This window comes from Arthrobacter sp. ZGTC412 (assembly GCF_002929215.1).
Lineage (GTDB): Bacteria > Actinomycetota > Actinomycetes > Actinomycetales > Micrococcaceae > Arthrobacter.
Genome location: NZ_PJII01000006.1, coordinates 23054 through 38327 on the forward strand (window position 1 = coordinate 23054; position 15274 = coordinate 38327).

18 protein-coding genes are annotated in these 15274 nt (G+C 64.6%); 8 read left to right on the plus strand and 10 right to left on the minus strand.

Annotated features, from left to right (window positions below):
- Positions 1-48: 48 nt before the first annotated feature.
- The 3 genes from CXQ88_RS09480 to CXQ88_RS09490 are packed head-to-tail and all read right to left on the minus strand — an operon-like array spanning position 49 to position 1625.
- A complete protein-coding gene (locus tag CXQ88_RS09480) occupies positions 49-924 on the minus strand; it encodes an SURF1 family cytochrome oxidase biogenesis protein (RefSeq protein WP_104043925.1) in 876 nt (291 codons plus the stop codon).
- Positions 925-1194 (minus strand): hypothetical protein, encoded by a 270-nt coding sequence (locus tag CXQ88_RS09485; protein ID WP_104043926.1) that lies wholly within the window; start codon positions 1192-1194, stop codon positions 925-927. It lies immediately after the preceding gene.
- Positions 1191-1625, minus strand: coding sequence for a DUF3099 domain-containing protein (locus CXQ88_RS09490; RefSeq protein ID WP_104044066.1), 435 nt, complete (start codon positions 1623-1625; stop codon positions 1191-1193). The genes CXQ88_RS09485 and CXQ88_RS09490 overlap by 4 nt, the downstream gene beginning before the upstream one ends.
- Before the next feature lie 152 nt (positions 1626-1777).
- Between CXQ88_RS09490 and CXQ88_RS09495 the strand changes: the two genes are divergently transcribed.
- The gene (locus tag CXQ88_RS09495; RefSeq protein WP_104043927.1) at positions 1778-2503 is read left to right on the plus strand and encodes a beta-ketoacyl-ACP reductase; all 726 of its coding nucleotides are present in this window, start codon (positions 1778-1780) and stop codon (positions 2501-2503) included.
- Between the two features lie 28 nt (positions 2504-2531).
- Here the strand turns inward: CXQ88_RS09495 and CXQ88_RS09500 are convergent, their stop codons facing one another.
- A complete protein-coding gene (locus CXQ88_RS09500) occupies positions 2532-2918 on the minus strand; it encodes a DUF5655 domain-containing protein (RefSeq protein WP_104043928.1) in 387 nt (128 codons plus the stop codon).
- Positions 2919-3106: 188 nt separating this feature from the next.
- On the opposite strand from CXQ88_RS09500, the gene CXQ88_RS09505 reads away from it, so the two are divergent.
- A complete protein-coding gene (locus tag CXQ88_RS09505) occupies positions 3107-3871 on the plus strand; it encodes an SDR family oxidoreductase (RefSeq protein WP_104043929.1) in 765 nt (254 codons plus the stop codon).
- A gap of 74 nt (positions 3872-3945) precedes the next feature.
- Here the strand turns inward: CXQ88_RS09505 and serB are convergent, their stop codons facing one another.
- From serB to CXQ88_RS09520, 4 genes are read right to left on the minus strand one after another with little or no spacing between them, the layout of a single operon-like run.
- A complete protein-coding gene (serB, locus tag CXQ88_RS09510) occupies positions 3946-4839 on the minus strand; it encodes a phosphoserine phosphatase SerB (protein ID WP_104043930.1) in 894 nt (297 codons plus the stop codon).
- A gap of 10 nt (positions 4840-4849) precedes the next feature.
- Positions 4850-5386 carry a hypothetical protein gene (locus tag CXQ88_RS22290; protein WP_258061796.1) on the minus strand — a complete coding sequence of 179 codons (537 nt, stop codon included), beginning with the start codon at positions 5384-5386 and terminating at the stop codon, positions 4850-4852.
- Positions 5347-5727, minus strand: a complete 381-nt coding sequence (locus tag CXQ88_RS22295; protein ID WP_258061797.1) for a class I SAM-dependent methyltransferase — start codon at positions 5725-5727, stop codon at positions 5347-5349. Before CXQ88_RS22295 ends, CXQ88_RS22290 begins: the two co-directional genes overlap by 40 nt.
- Positions 5724-6392, minus strand: coding sequence for a class I SAM-dependent DNA methyltransferase (locus tag CXQ88_RS09520; protein WP_104043931.1), 669 nt, complete (start codon positions 6390-6392; stop codon positions 5724-5726). The genes CXQ88_RS22295 and CXQ88_RS09520 overlap by 4 nt, the downstream gene beginning before the upstream one ends.
- Before the next feature lie 119 nt (positions 6393-6511).
- On the opposite strand from CXQ88_RS09520, the gene CXQ88_RS09525 reads away from it, so the two are divergent.
- The 6 genes from CXQ88_RS09525 to CXQ88_RS09550 all read left to right on the plus strand — a co-directional run bounded on the left by CXQ88_RS09525 (position 6512) and on the right by CXQ88_RS09550 (position 11541).
- The gene (locus tag CXQ88_RS09525; RefSeq protein WP_104043932.1) at positions 6512-7363 is read left to right on the plus strand and encodes a phosphotransferase; all 852 of its coding nucleotides are present in this window, start codon (positions 6512-6514) and stop codon (positions 7361-7363) included.
- A 168-nt stretch (positions 7364-7531) separates the two neighbouring features.
- The gene (locus CXQ88_RS09530) at positions 7532-8317 is read left to right on the plus strand and encodes an ABC transporter ATP-binding protein (protein WP_104043933.1); all 786 of its coding nucleotides are present in this window, start codon (positions 7532-7534) and stop codon (positions 8315-8317) included.
- Between the two features lie 16 nt (positions 8318-8333).
- The gene (locus CXQ88_RS09535; protein ID WP_104043934.1) at positions 8334-9119 is read left to right on the plus strand and encodes a sulfite exporter TauE/SafE family protein; all 786 of its coding nucleotides are present in this window, start codon (positions 8334-8336) and stop codon (positions 9117-9119) included.
- Positions 9120-9126: 7 nt separating this feature from the next.
- On the plus strand, positions 9127-9936 hold the full coding sequence (locus CXQ88_RS09540) for a TrmH family RNA methyltransferase (protein ID WP_104043935.1): 810 nt from the start codon (positions 9127-9129) through the stop codon (positions 9934-9936).
- Positions 9937-10077: 141 nt separating this feature from the next.
- Positions 10078-10335: a type B 50S ribosomal protein L31 gene (locus CXQ88_RS09545; protein WP_104043936.1), complete on the plus strand. Its 258-nt coding sequence runs from the start codon at positions 10078-10080 to the stop codon at positions 10333-10335.
- Between the two features lie 114 nt (positions 10336-10449).
- Complete coding sequence (locus CXQ88_RS09550; protein WP_104043937.1) at positions 10450-11541, plus strand: lipoate--protein ligase family protein; 1092 nt, start codon at positions 10450-10452, stop codon at positions 11539-11541.
- Position 11542: 1 nt separating this feature from the next.
- Here CXQ88_RS09550 and pepN read toward each other — a convergent pair whose 3' ends face one another.
- Together pepN and CXQ88_RS09560 are read right to left on the minus strand one after the other, a co-directional pair.
- Positions 11543-14179 carry an aminopeptidase N gene (pepN, locus tag CXQ88_RS09555; protein ID WP_104043938.1) on the minus strand — a complete coding sequence of 879 codons (2637 nt, stop codon included), beginning with the start codon at positions 14177-14179 and terminating at the stop codon, positions 11543-11545.
- A 33-nt stretch (positions 14180-14212) separates the two neighbouring features.
- Entirely contained in the window at positions 14213-15265 is a 1053-nt protein-coding gene (locus tag CXQ88_RS09560; protein WP_104043939.1) for a YeiH family protein, read from the minus strand.
- Between the last annotated feature and the right edge of the window lie 9 nt (positions 15266-15274).

A 15274-nucleotide genomic window follows, 5' to 3' on the forward strand; every position in this document is an offset into this window, starting at 1 on the left:
AGGCAGCGAACGCAACCGAAAGGGTTAACGCCACCGAGGAACGGCGCCTCAGAACCCCTGCGCGTCGAGCAGGGCGTCTTCCTCTTCTTCCGCCGTCGCCTTCTTCCGCTTCCGCGGGGCGGGCGGACGACGGCGGGCTGCCGCGGCAGCCGAATGGAGCACACCTTCAGATGACTCGGCGTCGGCCTCGGCGTCAATCTCAGCGTTGCGCGCCTGCTGGCGGGCAGCGTATCCAAAACCCACGAACATCAGCACGCCGAACGCGAACCACTGCAGCGAGTAGGACAGGTGCGTGCCCTCCTCGGTGGAAGGCTTCGGGAACGGCAGTGGCATCTCCGCGGCTGGCGGAGTCTCGGAGGCGAGCTGGCCGTATGCCCCGGTGAGCAGGGGATACCCGAGCTGCGTTGAGTAGGCGGCGAGATCGATGGAGGCCAGCTGGCCTTCCGGTGCGCCGCGCTGCAGTTCCGGCTCCGGATGCTTCAACCGGACGACGGCGGTGACGTCACCTGCCGGAGGGGCCGGCACCGAGTCGGGGCTGCCGGGATTATCGTTGCCGATCGGCAGCCACCCCCGGTCAACCACCACGGTTTCGCCCGTTGCGAGGCGGAACGGGACCACCACTTCGTAGCCGGGCTGGCCGTTGAGGGGACGGTTCCGGACTACACGCTGCCCGTCAACAAGGTACGAGCCCTTCAACTCCACCTGGGTCCACTCCATGGCGGGGTCCAGCCGGTTGAACTGTTCCCGGGCATCAGCAAAGGGGATCGGCGTCGCCGAGTAGTTGGTGACAACACGGTTGATCTCCGCCAGAGTCTCCGCGCGCCGGTCCATCTGCCAGCGGCCCAGGAAAACGCAGGCTGAGGCGAAGATGGCAGCCAGCAAAAGATAGCCCAGCCACTTGCTGGAAAAGAGGAAACGGTACATTCAGTTGTCCTGCTCAAGGGAACCGGGAGGGGGGACAGCGTCCAGCACGACTGTTTCCTTCCAGAGCCCCCGCGTCTGCAGGTAATCCTCCAGCCAGTCCCGGTGCTCTCCGCAGGCCAGCCAGATCTTGCGGCGCTCGGGGGTGTGGATCTTCGGGTTGTTCCACAGGAGCTGCCAGGAGGCCTGGGACCGGCACGCCTTCCGGGAGCAGACCGCCGCGGCTTCCACCGCGGTTGGACCCGTTCCTGCAGCGAAGTCGAAAATACTCATGATGCCCTCCGCTCCTGCCCGGATGTTGTTTCGTCGTCGTCAATAATTAACTCGCCCTGCAGGACCTCGCTGCCGTGCTCATCGTCTTCGGACGGAGCGGGCTGGCTTTCAATCTCTGCCAATGGCGCAGAATCCAGCAACAGGTCGCTGTGGCCTTCGGCTTTGTCATTGCCGTTAGCTATAACAACTGCAATCCAAGGCAGGAACACTGCACCGGCTACCGCAATAATCTTGAACCAGCCGTCCACCACAAAGATCATGATCAGGCACACCATACGGATTCCCATGGCCACCGCGTACTTGATCATGCGCTGGCGCATGTCCTCAGAATGGGCCGCCCCAGCATCTGTGATGCTGTGAACTTCCGCGTCACCGGAGAACCGGTCCGGTTCTCCGGGCGCGGTTTGTCCCGCATGGTTTTCAAGGGTCACGGCGATTATCACGCTCCAAAGGCTTGCGTTAATTCTCTCACCAACGGCAGTGGCACCCAAACCGGGCCGTGGGCGGACGCTAAGATCGAAGTCAGCCAAATCACCCCCTTCCACCGCGGCCCAGCGCGCCGCAGAAACCAGGAGATTTTTACATGACTGAAGCAGCCACCGCCCCCCGCAGTGTCCTTATCACCGGCGGCAACCGCGGCATCGGCCTGGCCATCGCCGAAGCGTTTCTGGCCAACGGGGACAAGGTTGCCGTGACCTACCGCAGCGAGTCGAAGCTGCCGGAGGGAATCCTGGGCGTCAAGGCCGACGTCACGGATGAGGCGTCCGTGGACGCAGCCTTTAAGGAAGTGGAAGCTGCCCACGGCCCGGTGGAGGTCCTGGTGGCCAACGCCGGCATCACCAAGGACACCCTGCTGCTGCGGATGAGCGAAGACGACTTCACCTCGGTCATCGACACCAACCTCACCGGCGCGTTCCGGGTTATCAAGCGAGCCTCCAGGGGCATGATCCGCCTGCGCAAGGGCCGCGTTGTCCTAATCTCCTCCGTGTCCGGCCTGTACGGCGCTCCCGGCCAAATCAACTACTCCGCCTCGAAGGCAGGCCTGGTGGGCATCGCCCGTTCCCTGACCCGCGAACTTGGTTCGCGCGGCATCACCGCAAACGTGGTGGCTCCAGGGTTTATCAACACGGACATGACCGCTGAACTCCCCGAAGCGACCCAGAAGGACTACCTGTCCAGCATCCCGGCAGGCCGTTTTGCCGAGGCCACCGAGGTTGCCAACGTGGTGCGCTGGATCTCCAGCGATGAGGCCGCCTACATCTCGGGCGCTGTCATCCCCGTGGACGGCGGCCTGGGCATGGGCCACTGACCCGGTTCCAAGCCCAGAATAAAGACCTTTAGGCGGCGGCCGCGAACGCTTCCGCCAGCCAACCGGCCACCTCGTCGTCCACCTCGGCCACCGTGCCCAGCTCAAGGTGGTGCATCCAGATTCCGGGGGACGGATTGACGATTTCCTTGAAGCGGCCGGATTCCAGGCGCCGCGGCAGGGCAATGGAGAGCACCGCCGGAACGTTGGTTTTAAGGTAACGGCGCGGGTTCCAGACGTAGGCGAACCCGCGCCGGTGACGAAAAGCCACTTGACTGGCGGTGGTCCGCGCCGTCGCCTGAAGATGGCGGGCGATGAGGCGTTGCACGGCCGAGCAGATCTGCAGCCCCTCAGGCGAGCCGTCGAAGACCTGCTCCGGAGTGGCCTCTGCACCGGGCAGACCGGCCTGCTTTCCCATAGGGGGAGCCTACGCCGGGTCACGGTTGGGAGTCGCGGCCAACCCGGACCTTGCGCCCGGCCGCGGTCCGCCGCACTAGCAGTCGCCGCCTTCTTTGTGGAACCCGGACAGGGGAATCAGCGCTGGCCGCTGGCATGATGGACTGCAGACCATCAGGAATTTAGACGTTTCGAACAAAGGGAGCCCGTATGGGACTGCTGGATAACAAGACTGCCATCGTCACCGGATCATCGCGCGGCATTGGCGCTGATGTGGCCAAGAACCTCGCAGGCCAGGGTGCCTCCGTCGTGGTCAACTACCGCCAGAAAGCGCCGCGTGCCAACAAGGTGGTTCAGGGTATTGAAGCCGCAGGTGGGCGTGCCGTAGCCGTCGGCGCGGACCTCACCACCCAGGAAGGCGTCCAGGCCCTTGCCTCCGCTGCCATGGAGAACTTTGGGACGCTGGACATCCTGGTGCTGAACGCCTCCGGTGGTATGGAAACCGGCATGGGGGAGGACTACGCACTCAAACTGAACCGCGACGCGCAGGTCAACATGCTCAACGCGGCGGTGCCCCTGATGAAGGAAGGCTCCCGCGTGGTGTTCGTCACCAGCCACCAGGCCCACTTCATCAACACCGTGCCCACCATGGAGGCGTACGAGCCTGTTGCCCGCAGCAAGCGCGCCGGGGAGGACGCACTGCGCGACCTCATCCCCAGCCTGGCTGAGAAGGGCATCACCCTGGTGGTTGTGTCCGGCGACATGATCGAGGGCACCGTCACCGCAACGCTCCTTGACCGCTCCACCCCGGGTGCCATCGAAGCGCGCCGGGCGGAAGCAGGCAAGCTGTACTCCGTGGAAGAGTTCGCGGACGTGGTGGCCAGCATGGTAACCGCCGACGTCGAGTCCGGCCACACCGAGTATGCGGGCGGCGCAGACTACTTCGGCAAGGGCGCCGGCAAGCCTACGAGCTAGCCTTCACGCTAAGCGGGTGCGCCCGTGCCGTCAGGGAACCCTGCGGCACGGGCGCATTTTGCGTTTGAGGGGGATCAGACGCCGGCGATGTGACGGACCGCGTCGAGGTACGGCATGGTGACGGCAGCATCAGCCGCGGCCAGCACGGCCGGCTTGGCGTTGAATGCCACACCGATTCCCGCAGCGCCGAGCATGTCGAGGTCGTTGGCGCCGTCGCCCACGGCGATGGTGTGTTCCAGGGCAATGCCCTCACCCGCTGCCCATTCGCGCAGGTACTTTTCCTTTGCTGCCCGGTCCACCACCGCACCGAGCACCTTGCCGGTCAACGCGCCGTCGACGATCTCCAGCTCATTGGCCTGCCAGTAGTCCAGGCCCAGCTCGCCGGCAATCGGCTCCAGGGTCTGGTTGAACCCGCCGGACACCACAGCCACCACGTGCCCCGCAGCCTTAAAAGCTGCCACAAGTTCGGCGGCCCCCTCGCTGAGTTTCACTTGGTCACTTACGGAATGGACGACGTCGGCCGGCAGCCCTGCGAGGACCTCAACCCGGGTGTGAAGGCTCTGGGTGAAGTCCAACTCTCCACGCATGGCAGCCTCGGTAACGGCCGTCACCTCTTCCTCCTTGCCGGCGTAGGCGGCAAGGAGTTCGATGACCTCCTGCTGGATCAGGGTGGAATCCACGTCCAGGATCAGGAGCTTGCGTTCGGCCGAACGGAGGCCGGCAGGAACCAGTGCTGTGTCGAGCCCGCTGATCTGCGCCTCGGCGACGGCCCGCCGGAGCACGGCGAGGCCTGCCGCGGTTGCGTCCGGAAGCTGAAGCTCGGCAACATGGACCTGGTACCGTTCGTCGCCGCCGTCGTTTTCGGTGACCACTGAGGCGCCGTGCGCCGTGAGGATGGAACGCAGCTGCTCCAGCGCGGTGGGGGTCACATTCAGGCCATAGCTGACAGCAGTCACGTTCGGAGTCATGCCTACAATCTTAGTCCGCGGGGGACGGGACCCTTGAATTCATTGCGGTCTTCCGGGCGATGATCGTGTAAGTACAAGGCACAAGAGCACGCTCTGATTCTGGCCATGCGAAGCCCTCCGGCACTTCCACCATGCGGGGCGAAAACTTCCACGGGAGGGTTGTGCCCTCGTCGACGCGAAGGATCTGAAGACCCGCCGCGATGAGGGCGTTCATGATTTCGGACAAAGCGTGCGCCCATTGGTACGTCCGGGAATGGGTCACCTTGCCGTCGCCTGCGTAGGTCGACTCGTCGTTCGATTGCTGCGGCCCGCCGTTGCCAAAGTACGGATATCGAAGCTGGAGTCCGTGGGCGTGCTCATCGATGGCGTAGAGAGCGGGGTGACCGTCGCGGATGTAGAACGTTCCGCCAGTCCTCAGGAGTCCTGCTACCTGAGCCGCCCAACGGTCCAGGTCCGGGAGCCAGTTGATGGTTCCTATGCTTGTGTAGACGAGGTCAAAGTCACCGTCTACAGCGGCGCGCGCCTCCAGAACGTCGGTCTCCACCATGTGGCGTCAAGGCCCAGGCGCCGCGCCAGCCGGCCTGCAGATGCCAATGCGCCGGGGGAGAAGTCCACGCCGGTGACGTTTGCCCCTGCTCTGGCGAGGGAAAGCGTGTCGGTGCCTATGTGGCACTGGAGATGACACACATCCAGGTCGGCGACCGTTCCGCGCGGGAGGAATGGTGCCAGGGCTGCCAAATCCGTGCGGATGACCTCAGTTAGATGATGAGGATCGTCCAAGTCACTGACCCGGTAGGCCACTTCGTGCAGGGGGACCCGGTCTTCCCAGTTGTCTCGGTTGGTGGCGCGCGCAGATTCCCAATCGACCGAAACACTGCTATCACTCATGGGGCGAGTTTATGCAAGGGCGCCGACATGACCATTTCTCTGTCCGTGTTGGGGCGTGGCGGGCCTGCTGCCAGGCGCGCGCTGATTGCCGCATGCGGCCAGTGGCCGGGGTCGGTTCGTCGCTCAATTGCGACGGTTTCAAAACCTGCCGCGGCAAGCATCTTCGTGAATTCTCCAACAGGCCAGGAGTACGCAGGCGCTACTGCATGCCGGAATTTCTCGACCTCTTCTCCTTCAAACATGCCGATTAGGAGAGCCCCACCAGGGACGAGGCGTAGCGCCAACTCCTGGAGAGCGGGAACAACCTCGTCAGGCCGAAAGTGGATCAGTGAGTACCAGGCAAGAATGCCCGAAGCATATGCTTTCGGGACCCCCAGACTGTTGAGCGAGGCGACTCTGAACGGGATACCGGGGAAGCGCGCCTTTGCGTGCTCTATGAATGACTGCACCACATCGATCCCTTCGACGGCTGCCCCCTGGTCCGCGAGGAACTTCGTCCACTGGCCTGGCCCGCATCCCACGTCCAGCACTGGGCCCACGATGGGTGCTGCCCAGTCACCTATAAGCGTCCGATCAGCTTGATGTGCAGAATTGATCGACCCGAACCTGGCAATGTACTCCGCAGCACGCTTTGAGTAGACGGCCTCGACTTCTGCGTCCGTCATGCAGCCACAGCTTGCGACAAGATCAATGTGTTCCCCCAAATCACCCGGCGATGCCGTAACCCTACATCCAGTGATTCTGCACCCACAGAGATCGGCGGGACTTCCGTAACCTAGGGTGCATGGAATCGTGGCACCGAAACCGCCTGGGCGTTGGACAGTCCGCACTTGTCCGGACCTGGCTGCCAGGCGTACGTGTACTGAATGATCTTTCTTGGGGACTGGTGGACACGGCGGTTCTTGAAGTGGCCAGCGAAGATCGCAGATACGTCGTCAAAGCTGCAGGAACTTCCAACACCCATATTGGGCGCGAGATCGCTGCCCATCAGTCCGCCGTTGGGGTGTGGGCCCGTGAGAACCGCGCGCCCAGGCTCATCCATGCCGACCGTGCCATGAACATCCTGGTCACCGAATTCCTGGAAGGTTCCCTTGTGCAGGGAACGTCAGCTGAGTATGAAGAGGAAACTTACCGGCAAGCCGGGAGGCTACTGGGCGAGTTTCACGCTCAAACCCAACACACCGACGCCCACTATGAAATGGAAGCCACTACTAAGGCGCTGTCTTGGCTGGACACACCGCACCGCATAGAGGAATCTGCTGCAGAGAGAACCAGGGCTGTACTCAACGGATATCAGCCCCGCCCCGTCTCAGTGGTTCCCACCCACGGCGACTGGCAGCCCCGCAATTGGCTCCTGGCAGGCAGGGATGTGAAAATCATCGACTTCGGCCGGTTCGACTTCAGGCCGGCCATGAGCGATTTCTGCCGGTTGGCCGCGCAGCAGTGGCACTCCCACCCTCATCTGGAGACCGCCTTTTTCGAGGGGTACTGCACCGACCCCAGAGACAGCGACCTCTGGAACATCGCGATGCTGCGCGAAGCCGTCTCGACGGCTGCCTGGGCTTACCAGGTGGGGGACGAGAAGTTCGAGAAACAGGGCCACCGGATGCTACATAAGGCTCTGGCCAACTTCTGAACGGCCATCCACCCTTCATCAGCCACGTGCCGCAACTCGCGGCACTGATCCTTCGCCGTTAGCGCTCAGCCCGTCGCTGGCGGGTCTTGACAACTGGCGAGCGGGCTTGCGGCGCTGTGCGACACCGGGTTATCAGTCAGCCTCTTTTTTGTCCTAGTGTCTACTCCTATGAGTGATGTTCTGGAATTGGCTTCCGTCAGCGTTGTCCGAGGTAAAAAGACCCTGCTGGACAAAGTCGACTGGGAAGTCAATGAAGGCGAACGCTGGGTCATCCTCGGCCCCAACGGCGCAGGCAAAACCACTCTCCTTCAGATTGCCGCCGCGCGCATGCATCCGAGCAGTGGCAAGGCCGGGATTTTGGACGAGATCCTGGGCAGGGTGGACGTCTTCGAACTCCGCCCCCGCATTGGCCTCTCCTCCGCCGCCCTCGCCACCCAGATCCCGGAACACGAAAACGTCCTCAACGTGGTGGTCACGGCCGCCTACGGCGTCACCGGCCGCTGGCGTGAGGGATACGAGCGTGACGACGAGCGGAGGGCTTTCCGCTTGCTCAACGACTGGGGGATGGGCCCGCTCCTGAACAGGACCTTCGCAACGTTGTCCGAGGGTGAGCGCAAGCGGGTCCAAATCGCCCGCGCCCTTATGACCGACCCTGAACTGCTGCTGCTTGACGAGCCCGCCGCCGGCCTGGACCTCGGCGGCCGGGAGGAGCTCGTCCACAAGCTGGGAGAACTGGCGCAGGACGAGGCAGCACCGGCTATGGTCCTCGTAACGCACCATCTTGAGGAAGTACCGCCGGGATTCACGCACGCCATGCTGCTGCGCGACGGCGGAGTGGTCGCCGCAGGCCCCATCACCGAGGTGCTGACGGCCGAACACCTCAGCACAACGTTCGGGCTGGACCTGGACGTGTCCGTCAACGCGGGCCGGTACACCGCCATCGCCAGCCGCTAGGCAGCAGCGCAGCACCTTGGACCTTCTCAGCAGCATCTTTGTGTCCATCGCCGGCCTGTGGGCCGGCACCATCAACGCCGTTGTTGGCTCCGGCACACTGGTAACCTTCCCCGTGCTCATCGCCCTGGGGGTTACCCCGGTGGTGGCTTCCATGAGCAACGCCATGGGGCTTGTCTTTGGTACCGCGGCCGGCGCCTTCGGCTACCGGCGTGAACTGAAGGGCCACGGCCGGCAACTGATGCGGCTGCTCCCTGCTTCGCTCCTGGGCGGCATCTCCGGCGCCTGGTTGCTCCTGCACCTGCCCGAAAAAGTCTTTCACTACGTTGCGCCCGTCCTTCTGGTGCTGGCCCTCCTGATGGTGGTGTTCCAGCCGCGCATGCAGGCCTGGGTCCGCAACCGGGAGGAGAACCCGGAGCACGCCGTGCGGGACAAGCGGCACGGTGTCCTCCTGGTGGTCCTGGTCTACCTCGCCGGTGTTTATGGCGGCTACTTCGTGGCTGCCCAGGGAATTCTGCTGGTGGGCATCCTGGGGGTCTTCCTCACCGGCACCATCCAGAACGCCAATGCCATGAAAAACATCCTGGTGCTCGGCGTAAACCTGGTGGCCGCCGTCTCCTATCTGCTGTTCGCGTTCGACCGGATCAACTGGCTCGTGGTGCTGCTGATCGCCGTCAGCTCGAGTATCGGCGGCATCCTGGGCTCCAAAGTGGGGCGGCGGCTGTCCCCGAAGGTGCTGCGCGCCGTGATCTTCGTCCTGGGGCTGGTGGCTCTGGGATTCATGATCGCGAATCTGCTGAAATAATCACCCGGTGACAATCCACTATCTCGAATCCGCCGCGGACCCCCGGGTCTCCGACTACACCCAGCTCACCGATGTGCACCTGCGCAAGCTCCGGGAGCCCGCGGAGGGCATGTACATCGCCGAGTCATCGCGCGTGCTGCGCCGCGCCCTGGCCGCAGGGCACCAGCCCCGGTCCTTTTTCCTCGCCGAAAAGTGGCTGGACGACCTTCAGGACATCCTCGGCGCCTACCCCCACGTCCCGGCCTTCATCGGCAGCGCGGCCTTGCTGGAGGAGATCACCGGTTTCCACCTTCACCGCGGTGCCATGGCCGCCATGCAGCGTCCTGAGCCGGTACCCCTGCCGGAACTGCTGGCAGGTGCGCGCAGGGTGGCCGTCCTGGAGGACATCGTGGACCACACCAACGTGGGCGCCATCTTCAGATCCGCAGCCGCCCTGGACATCGACGCCGTCCTGGTCTCGCCGCGCTGCGGCGACCCCCTCTACCGCCGGAGCGTCCGGGTCAGCATGGGCGCCGTCTTCCAGGTCCCGTGGGCCCGGCTCACCAGTTGGCCGGAAGACCTCCATGTGCTCAAGGAGCAGGGATTCACCGTTGCTGCCCTGGAGCTGACGCCGGACGCGCAGGACGTGGACAAGGTCGCTGGACAGAACCCCGGGCGGCTCGCTTTGGTGCTCGGCACCGAAGGCTCCGGCATGAGCGCTGAGACGCTCGCCGCCGTCGACCTCGCCGTCAAAATCCCCATGCGCAACGGCGTGGATTCGCTTAATGTTGCAGCGGCATCAGCCGTTGCTTTTTGGGAGCTACGGCACCGCGATTAGGCGACGCGCGCTGTTCGCGGGCACCCGAAGTTTCCGCTATTATTGATAGCTGGCTGCCCTGCGTCATTTGGGCACGGATGCGGCCATCCCATTCATACCTGGCAGCTGGCAAAATCCAGTTGTGCGAACAAAGGTCCCATTATGAAGTCTGATTCCCACCCGAAGTACGAAGCTGTTGTTTTCAACGACCTGGCTTCCGGCGTCAAGTTCCTGACCAAGTCCACCGTGTCTTCCAAGAAGACCATCGAGTGGGAAGACGGAAACACCTACCCGGTTATTGACGTCGAAATCTCCTCCGAGTCCCACCCGTTCTACACGGGCAAGCAGCGCATCATGGACTCTGCAGGCCGCGTCGAGCGCTTCAACGCTCGCTTCAAGGGCTTCGGCGGCAAGAAGTAATTCACTTCCCCCAAGCTTCAAAAGGAAAGCCCGCACCGGCAACGGTGCGGGCTTTTCGCGTTTACGGCAGGCCGCGTTTCAGGGCCCCGCCCTATCTGGGGCAGGATGGAACACATGACTGCCCCGCCCGTCCCAGCTGATGATTCCAACTTCCGCCGCCATGGGGAGTACAAAGTGCCCGGCGGCAAACTCGTGGTGGTTGACCTGGAAGTCGTGGACGGCCGGCTCGCCGATGTCTCCGTCAGCGGTGACTTCTTCCTGGAGCCCGACGAAGCGCTCCTGGACATCAACCGGGGACTGGCAGGCTTGCCGGACACGACGACGGCGTCCGAACTTTCCGCCGTCGTCACCGCTTCGCTGCCGGAGGGCGCAGCCCTGTTCGGCTTCTCTGCCGACGCCGTGGCCATTACGGTCCGGCGTGCCCTGGCGAAAGCCACGTCCTGGGCGGACCACCACTGGAACCTCATTCCGCCCACGGTCCTGCCCACCGAAATCAACGTGGCCCTCGACGAGGTCCTCACCGAGGAGGTGGGCGCCGGCCGCCGCAATCCTACGCTTCGTTTTTGGGACTGGCGGGAACCGTCAACAGTGATCGGCAGCTTCCAGTCCTACCGCAACGAGGTGGACCCCGCCGGCGTGGCCAAGCACGGCATCAACGTGGTCCGCCGTATCAGCGGCGGGGGAGCGATGTTTATGGAGGCGGGCAACTGCATCACCTACTCGCTGTACCTGCCACAGACCCTGGTGGACGGACTCAGCTTCGCCGACTCCTACCCCTTCCTCGACGCGTGGGTCATGGCGGCACTGGAAAAACTGGGCATCACGGCCTTCTACGTCCCGCTGAACGACATCGCCACGGACCAGGGCAAGATCGGCGGCGCGGCCCAGAAACGCCTCGCCAACGGCGGCATGCTGCACCACGTCACCATGAGCTACGACATCGACGCCGACAAGATGGTGGAGGTACTCCGCATCGGCAAGGAAAAGCTCTCGGACAAAGGCACCCGCAGCGCGAAGAAGCGGGTGGACCCCCTCCGCCGGCAGACCGGCCTGGCGCGCGCCGAGATCATCGCGGCCATGATCGAAGTCTTCAGCGAGCGGTACGGTGCCACTCCGTCAGAGCTCACCGAGACGGAACTGGCCACCGCCCGCGAGCGCGTGGGAACCAAGTTCGGCACCGAGGAATGGCTCCACCGGGTCCCCTGAGTTACGGAGCAGCGGACGGGGTTTTGACGACGGCGGCCTGCGCCGTCAGCGCCCGCAGCAGGTGGCTGCGCTGCTCGATGACAATCCGGCGCAGGGCGCGGGGTGCCTCGGCGTTCCCGGCCAGCCATTCGTCCGTCCGCAGAATGACCGGATGGTCCGCCGGTTCCGCCCCCTCGGCCAAGTCCCGCGCCAGCGGGTACAGGCCCCGGACGATCCGGCTCGCGATCTCGATGCTGCGCCCGTCCCAGACTGCGCGAAGGCAGTCAAAATACGGCTCCACGTACGGTTCAAGCAATTCCTGCGGGGCCGAGATGAAGCCGCTGATGGTGGCAGTCAGCAGCTGGTTGGACAGGTCGTTCCCGTGCACGGCCGCTTTCCATGCCGCTGCCTTAACTTCCGGATCGGGCCGGGCAGCGAGCGCAGTGGCGTGCCCGGCGCGTCCTGAGGCTGTGGTGTCGCGGGCCAGTTCGGCGTCGAGCTCGGCAACCGTTGCCTGTCCGTTGGCCGCCAAGGCGTGCCAGAGCTGCCAGCGCAGCTCGGCGTCCACTGCCAGGCCTGTTACCGGGGACGTTCCGTCCAACAGGCCGCTAAGCAGGTGCAGCATCGCGTCATCGTGCCTGCTAAGGGCGGCAAGCGTACGAGCCCACGCCAGCTGCTGGTCCGAGCCCGGCTGGGCGCCGTCCAGTTCTGCAGCAGCGGTTGCGAGGAAGGAGGCCCGCACGGCTTTCCGGTCGGCCGCAGAGGTGTAGCGTTCGACGGCGGTTCTTGCGTTGTCGAGGATGTTCAACAGGACACCGATGCCCGTTTCCGCAGGAGCGAAGTTGGCCACGGCGTCAACGTACCGCGCAGCCGGGCTTTCACCGTCCCGGACCGAGTTCCAGAGCGCCGTCCAGCACAGGGCGCGGGCCATGGGGTCCGTGATCCTTTCCAGGGAGGTCAGGACCGTGGCCTCGGATGCCGGGTCGAGCCGGGCTTTGGCATAGGTAAGGTCGTCGTCGTTCACGAGCAGGAGCGCGGGCCGCGGCTGTCCCGTCAGCTCTGCAAGCTCTGTCCGTGCACCCACAACGTCGGTTTCGATACTTCCGGTCCGCACCAAAGCGCCGTCGGCATCAAAATCATAGGAACCCACGCGCAGCCGGTGGGGACGCAGTTCTTCCCGCCCGGTGACCGGGTCCATCGCCTTCTGGAGGATTGCCACCCGGCCCAGCACGCCGTCGTCGGCTGCAGCATCCGCGGCGATGTCCAGGGACAGCGTGGAGATGCCCGAGGTCTGCAGCCACTGCTGCGCCCACCCGGCCAGGTCCCGCCCGGAGGAGGCGCTGAGGGCCGCCAGCAGATCGGCCAGGGACGTGTTTCCGTAAGCGTGCTTGCGGAAGTACTCGCGGGAGCCGGCGATAAACGCCTCGAACCCCACGTACGCCACCAGCTGCTTCAGAACCGAAGCCCCCTTGGCATAGGTGATGCCATCGAAATTCTGCTTAGCGGCCTCAAGGTCCGGGATGTCCGCCACAATCGGGTGGGTGGTGGGCAGCTGGTCCTGGACGTAGGCCCAGGCCTTGCGCTTGTTGGCGAAGTTGACCCATGCGGTGTCCCAATCGGTGGCCCGGTCAACGCCCAAAGTCCCCATGTAGTCCGCGAAGGATTCCTTGAGCCATAGGTCATCCCACCACTGCATGGTCACCAGGTCCCCAAACCACATGTGCGCCATCTCGTGCATGAGGGTGTTGGCACGGCCCTGGTACTGGGCCTCGGTTGCACGCGAGGTGAAGACGTAGTTCTCGGTGAAAGTCACGAGGCCGGGGTTCTCCATAGCGCCGAGATTGTATTCGGGAACAAAGGCCTGGTCGTACTTGCCCCAGGGGTAGGGGTAGTCAAAGAGCCGGTTGAAGAAGTCCAGGCCGTTCTTGGTGAGCCGGAAGAGCTCACCGGTGTCGAAGGAATCCGCCATGGACGCCCGGCAGTACAGGGCGAGCGGCACGTCGAGGTGGGTGCCGTCGTCGAGCCTTGCCTGCCAGCGGTCCTCTGCCTTGAAGTAGGGGCCGGCCAGCACGGTGGTGATGTACGTGGACATGGGTTCGGTTCTGGCGAAGTCCCAACCTGCCGCGGCCGGGTCATTGGAAAGGAGCGTCCGGTTCACTTCCGCGCCGTTGGAGGCCACGTGCCAGTCGGCTGGTGCCGTCACATGGAAGGTGAAGGTGGCCTTGAGGTCGGGCTGTTCAAAGTTCGCGAACACCTGGCGGGCATCCGCGGGCTCGTACTGTGTGTAGAGGTAGCACTGGCCGTCAGCGGGATCCACGAAGCGGTGCATGCCCTCGCCGGAGCGGCTGTACAAGGCGGTACCGGTGACGGTCACCTGGTTCTCTGCCTGCAGGTTGTCCAGCTTGATCCGGGCGCCGCCCACCACGTGCTCCGCGCAGAGTTCCTGGCCGTTCAGGAGCACACTCTGGACCTCGCCGATGAAATCCAGGAACGTCGAGGCACCCGGCTCGGCGGTGAAGTTGATAATGCTGCGGCTTGGATAACCTGCAACATCCGGGTCCGCGGCCCGGCGCACGTCCAGCGATACGTCGTACCGGGTGGTGCTGATCAGGGCTGAACGTTCGGCGGCTTCGTTGCGCTGCAGATTCTCATTTGACACCCAGCTATCTAAGCACGGGGCCGGTGTTCAAAATCACGCGGCAATCAGCAGGGCGGCCGCCAGCCCCAGGAGGGCAATCAGGAGCCAGGACATCAGGGCCGCCAGGAGCGCACGGCCACCGGTGTGCAGCAGTACGCGGATCCGCACCGCCGAGCCCAAACCAAACAGGGCGGCGCCCAGCAGGATGTCCTGAAGCGCCGCCCCCGCCCCCAGCCATCCTGCCGGCAGCCAACCGGTGGAGCGGAGGCCCACCATGGCGACGAAGCCCAGGACAAACAGGGGCACCACTGGCGGGAGCTTCGCCTTGCCATCCACCCCCGGGCCGGGCTTGGCAGTCAGGCGCTGGTGCGCTCCCGCGATGGCCACCACGGGTGCGAGCAGCAGCACGCGGGTGAGCTTGACGACGACGGCGATGCCGAGTGCCGCAGTCCCGGCGGTTTGCGCCGTGGCCACCACCTGGCCGACGTCGTGCACCGAGGCGCCAATCCAGGCTCCGAAAACCGGTGCGCTGAGCTGCAGGGGATGAACCAGCAGTGGCATGACACCGATAGCGAGGGTCCCGCAGAGCGTCACCAGCGCCACCGGCAGGACGGTGTCCACGTGCCGGATGCGGCGGACGGCTGCCATCGCGCCGATGGCGGAAGCCCCGCAGATCGAAAACCCCGTTGCCACCAGCAGCGACGTCACCGGCGGAAGCCGGAACAGCCGGGAGATGAGGTAGGTTCCGCCGAAGCCCGCGGCCACCACCGCCGCGATCAGCAACAGGGCAAGCCAGCCCAGTCCCAGTACGTCCATAACGCTCACCTTCAGGCCCAGCAGGACAATCCCGCCGCGCATAAGGTGCTTTCCGGCGAAGTCCAGCCCCGGGCGTGCCCTGCCGGCAGTCCAGACGCCCGTCGCCGGCAGGTTGGCCGCCAGGACGCCCAGGACCACGGCCAGGGTCATGGCCGGGAGGACTGGGACGAGCCAGTGGATCAGGAACGCGCATGCCATCGCAACAGCCGCCGTGGCAAGGCCCGGGAGCAGCCGGTCAGCGCCTCCGGGGACGCCCGGACCAGGGGTGAGGAGTCTTCTGCTGGCTGACACTCACCTACT

What these genes read in the sequence shown, in the direction of transcription:
- CXQ88_RS09530 (WP_104043933.1), top strand. Translation starts at nt 7,532, where the DNA reads ATGAGTGATGTTCTGGAATTGGCTTCCGTCAGCGTTGTCCGAGGTAAA.
- CXQ88_RS09550 (WP_104043937.1), top strand. Translation starts at nt 10,450, where the DNA reads ATGACTGCCCCGCCCGTCCCAGCTGATGATTCCAACTTCCGCCGCCAT.
- CXQ88_RS09525 (WP_104043932.1), top strand. Translation starts at nt 6,512, where the DNA reads ATGGAATCGTGGCACCGAAACCGCCTGGGCGTTGGACAGTCCGCACTT.
- CXQ88_RS09495 (WP_104043927.1), top strand. Translation starts at nt 1,778, where the DNA reads ATGACTGAAGCAGCCACCGCCCCCCGCAGTGTCCTTATCACCGGCGGC.
- CXQ88_RS22290 (WP_258061796.1), bottom strand. Translation starts at nt 5,386, where the DNA reads ATGGTGGAGACCGACGTTCTGGAGGCGCGCGCCGCTGTAGACGGTGAC.
- serB (WP_104043930.1), bottom strand. Translation starts at nt 4,839, where the DNA reads ATGACTCCGAACGTGACTGCTGTCAGCTATGGCCTGAATGTGACCCCC.
- CXQ88_RS09520 (WP_104043931.1), bottom strand. Translation starts at nt 6,392, where the DNA reads ATGACGGACGCAGAAGTCGAGGCCGTCTACTCAAAGCGTGCTGCGGAG.
- CXQ88_RS22295 (WP_258061797.1), bottom strand. Translation starts at nt 5,727, where the DNA reads ATGAGTGATAGCAGTGTTTCGGTCGATTGGGAATCTGCGCGCGCCACC.
- CXQ88_RS09485 (WP_104043926.1), bottom strand. Translation starts at nt 1,194, where the DNA reads ATGAGTATTTTCGACTTCGCTGCAGGAACGGGTCCAACCGCGGTGGAA.
- CXQ88_RS09480 (WP_104043925.1), bottom strand. Translation starts at nt 924, where the DNA reads ATGTACCGTTTCCTCTTTTCCAGCAAGTGGCTGGGCTATCTTTTGCTG.
- CXQ88_RS09545 (WP_104043936.1), top strand. Translation starts at nt 10,078, where the DNA reads ATGAAGTCTGATTCCCACCCGAAGTACGAAGCTGTTGTTTTCAACGAC.
- CXQ88_RS09505 (WP_104043929.1), top strand. Translation starts at nt 3,107, where the DNA reads ATGGGACTGCTGGATAACAAGACTGCCATCGTCACCGGATCATCGCGC.
- CXQ88_RS09500 (WP_104043928.1), bottom strand. Translation starts at nt 2,918, where the DNA reads ATGGGAAAGCAGGCCGGTCTGCCCGGTGCAGAGGCCACTCCGGAGCAG.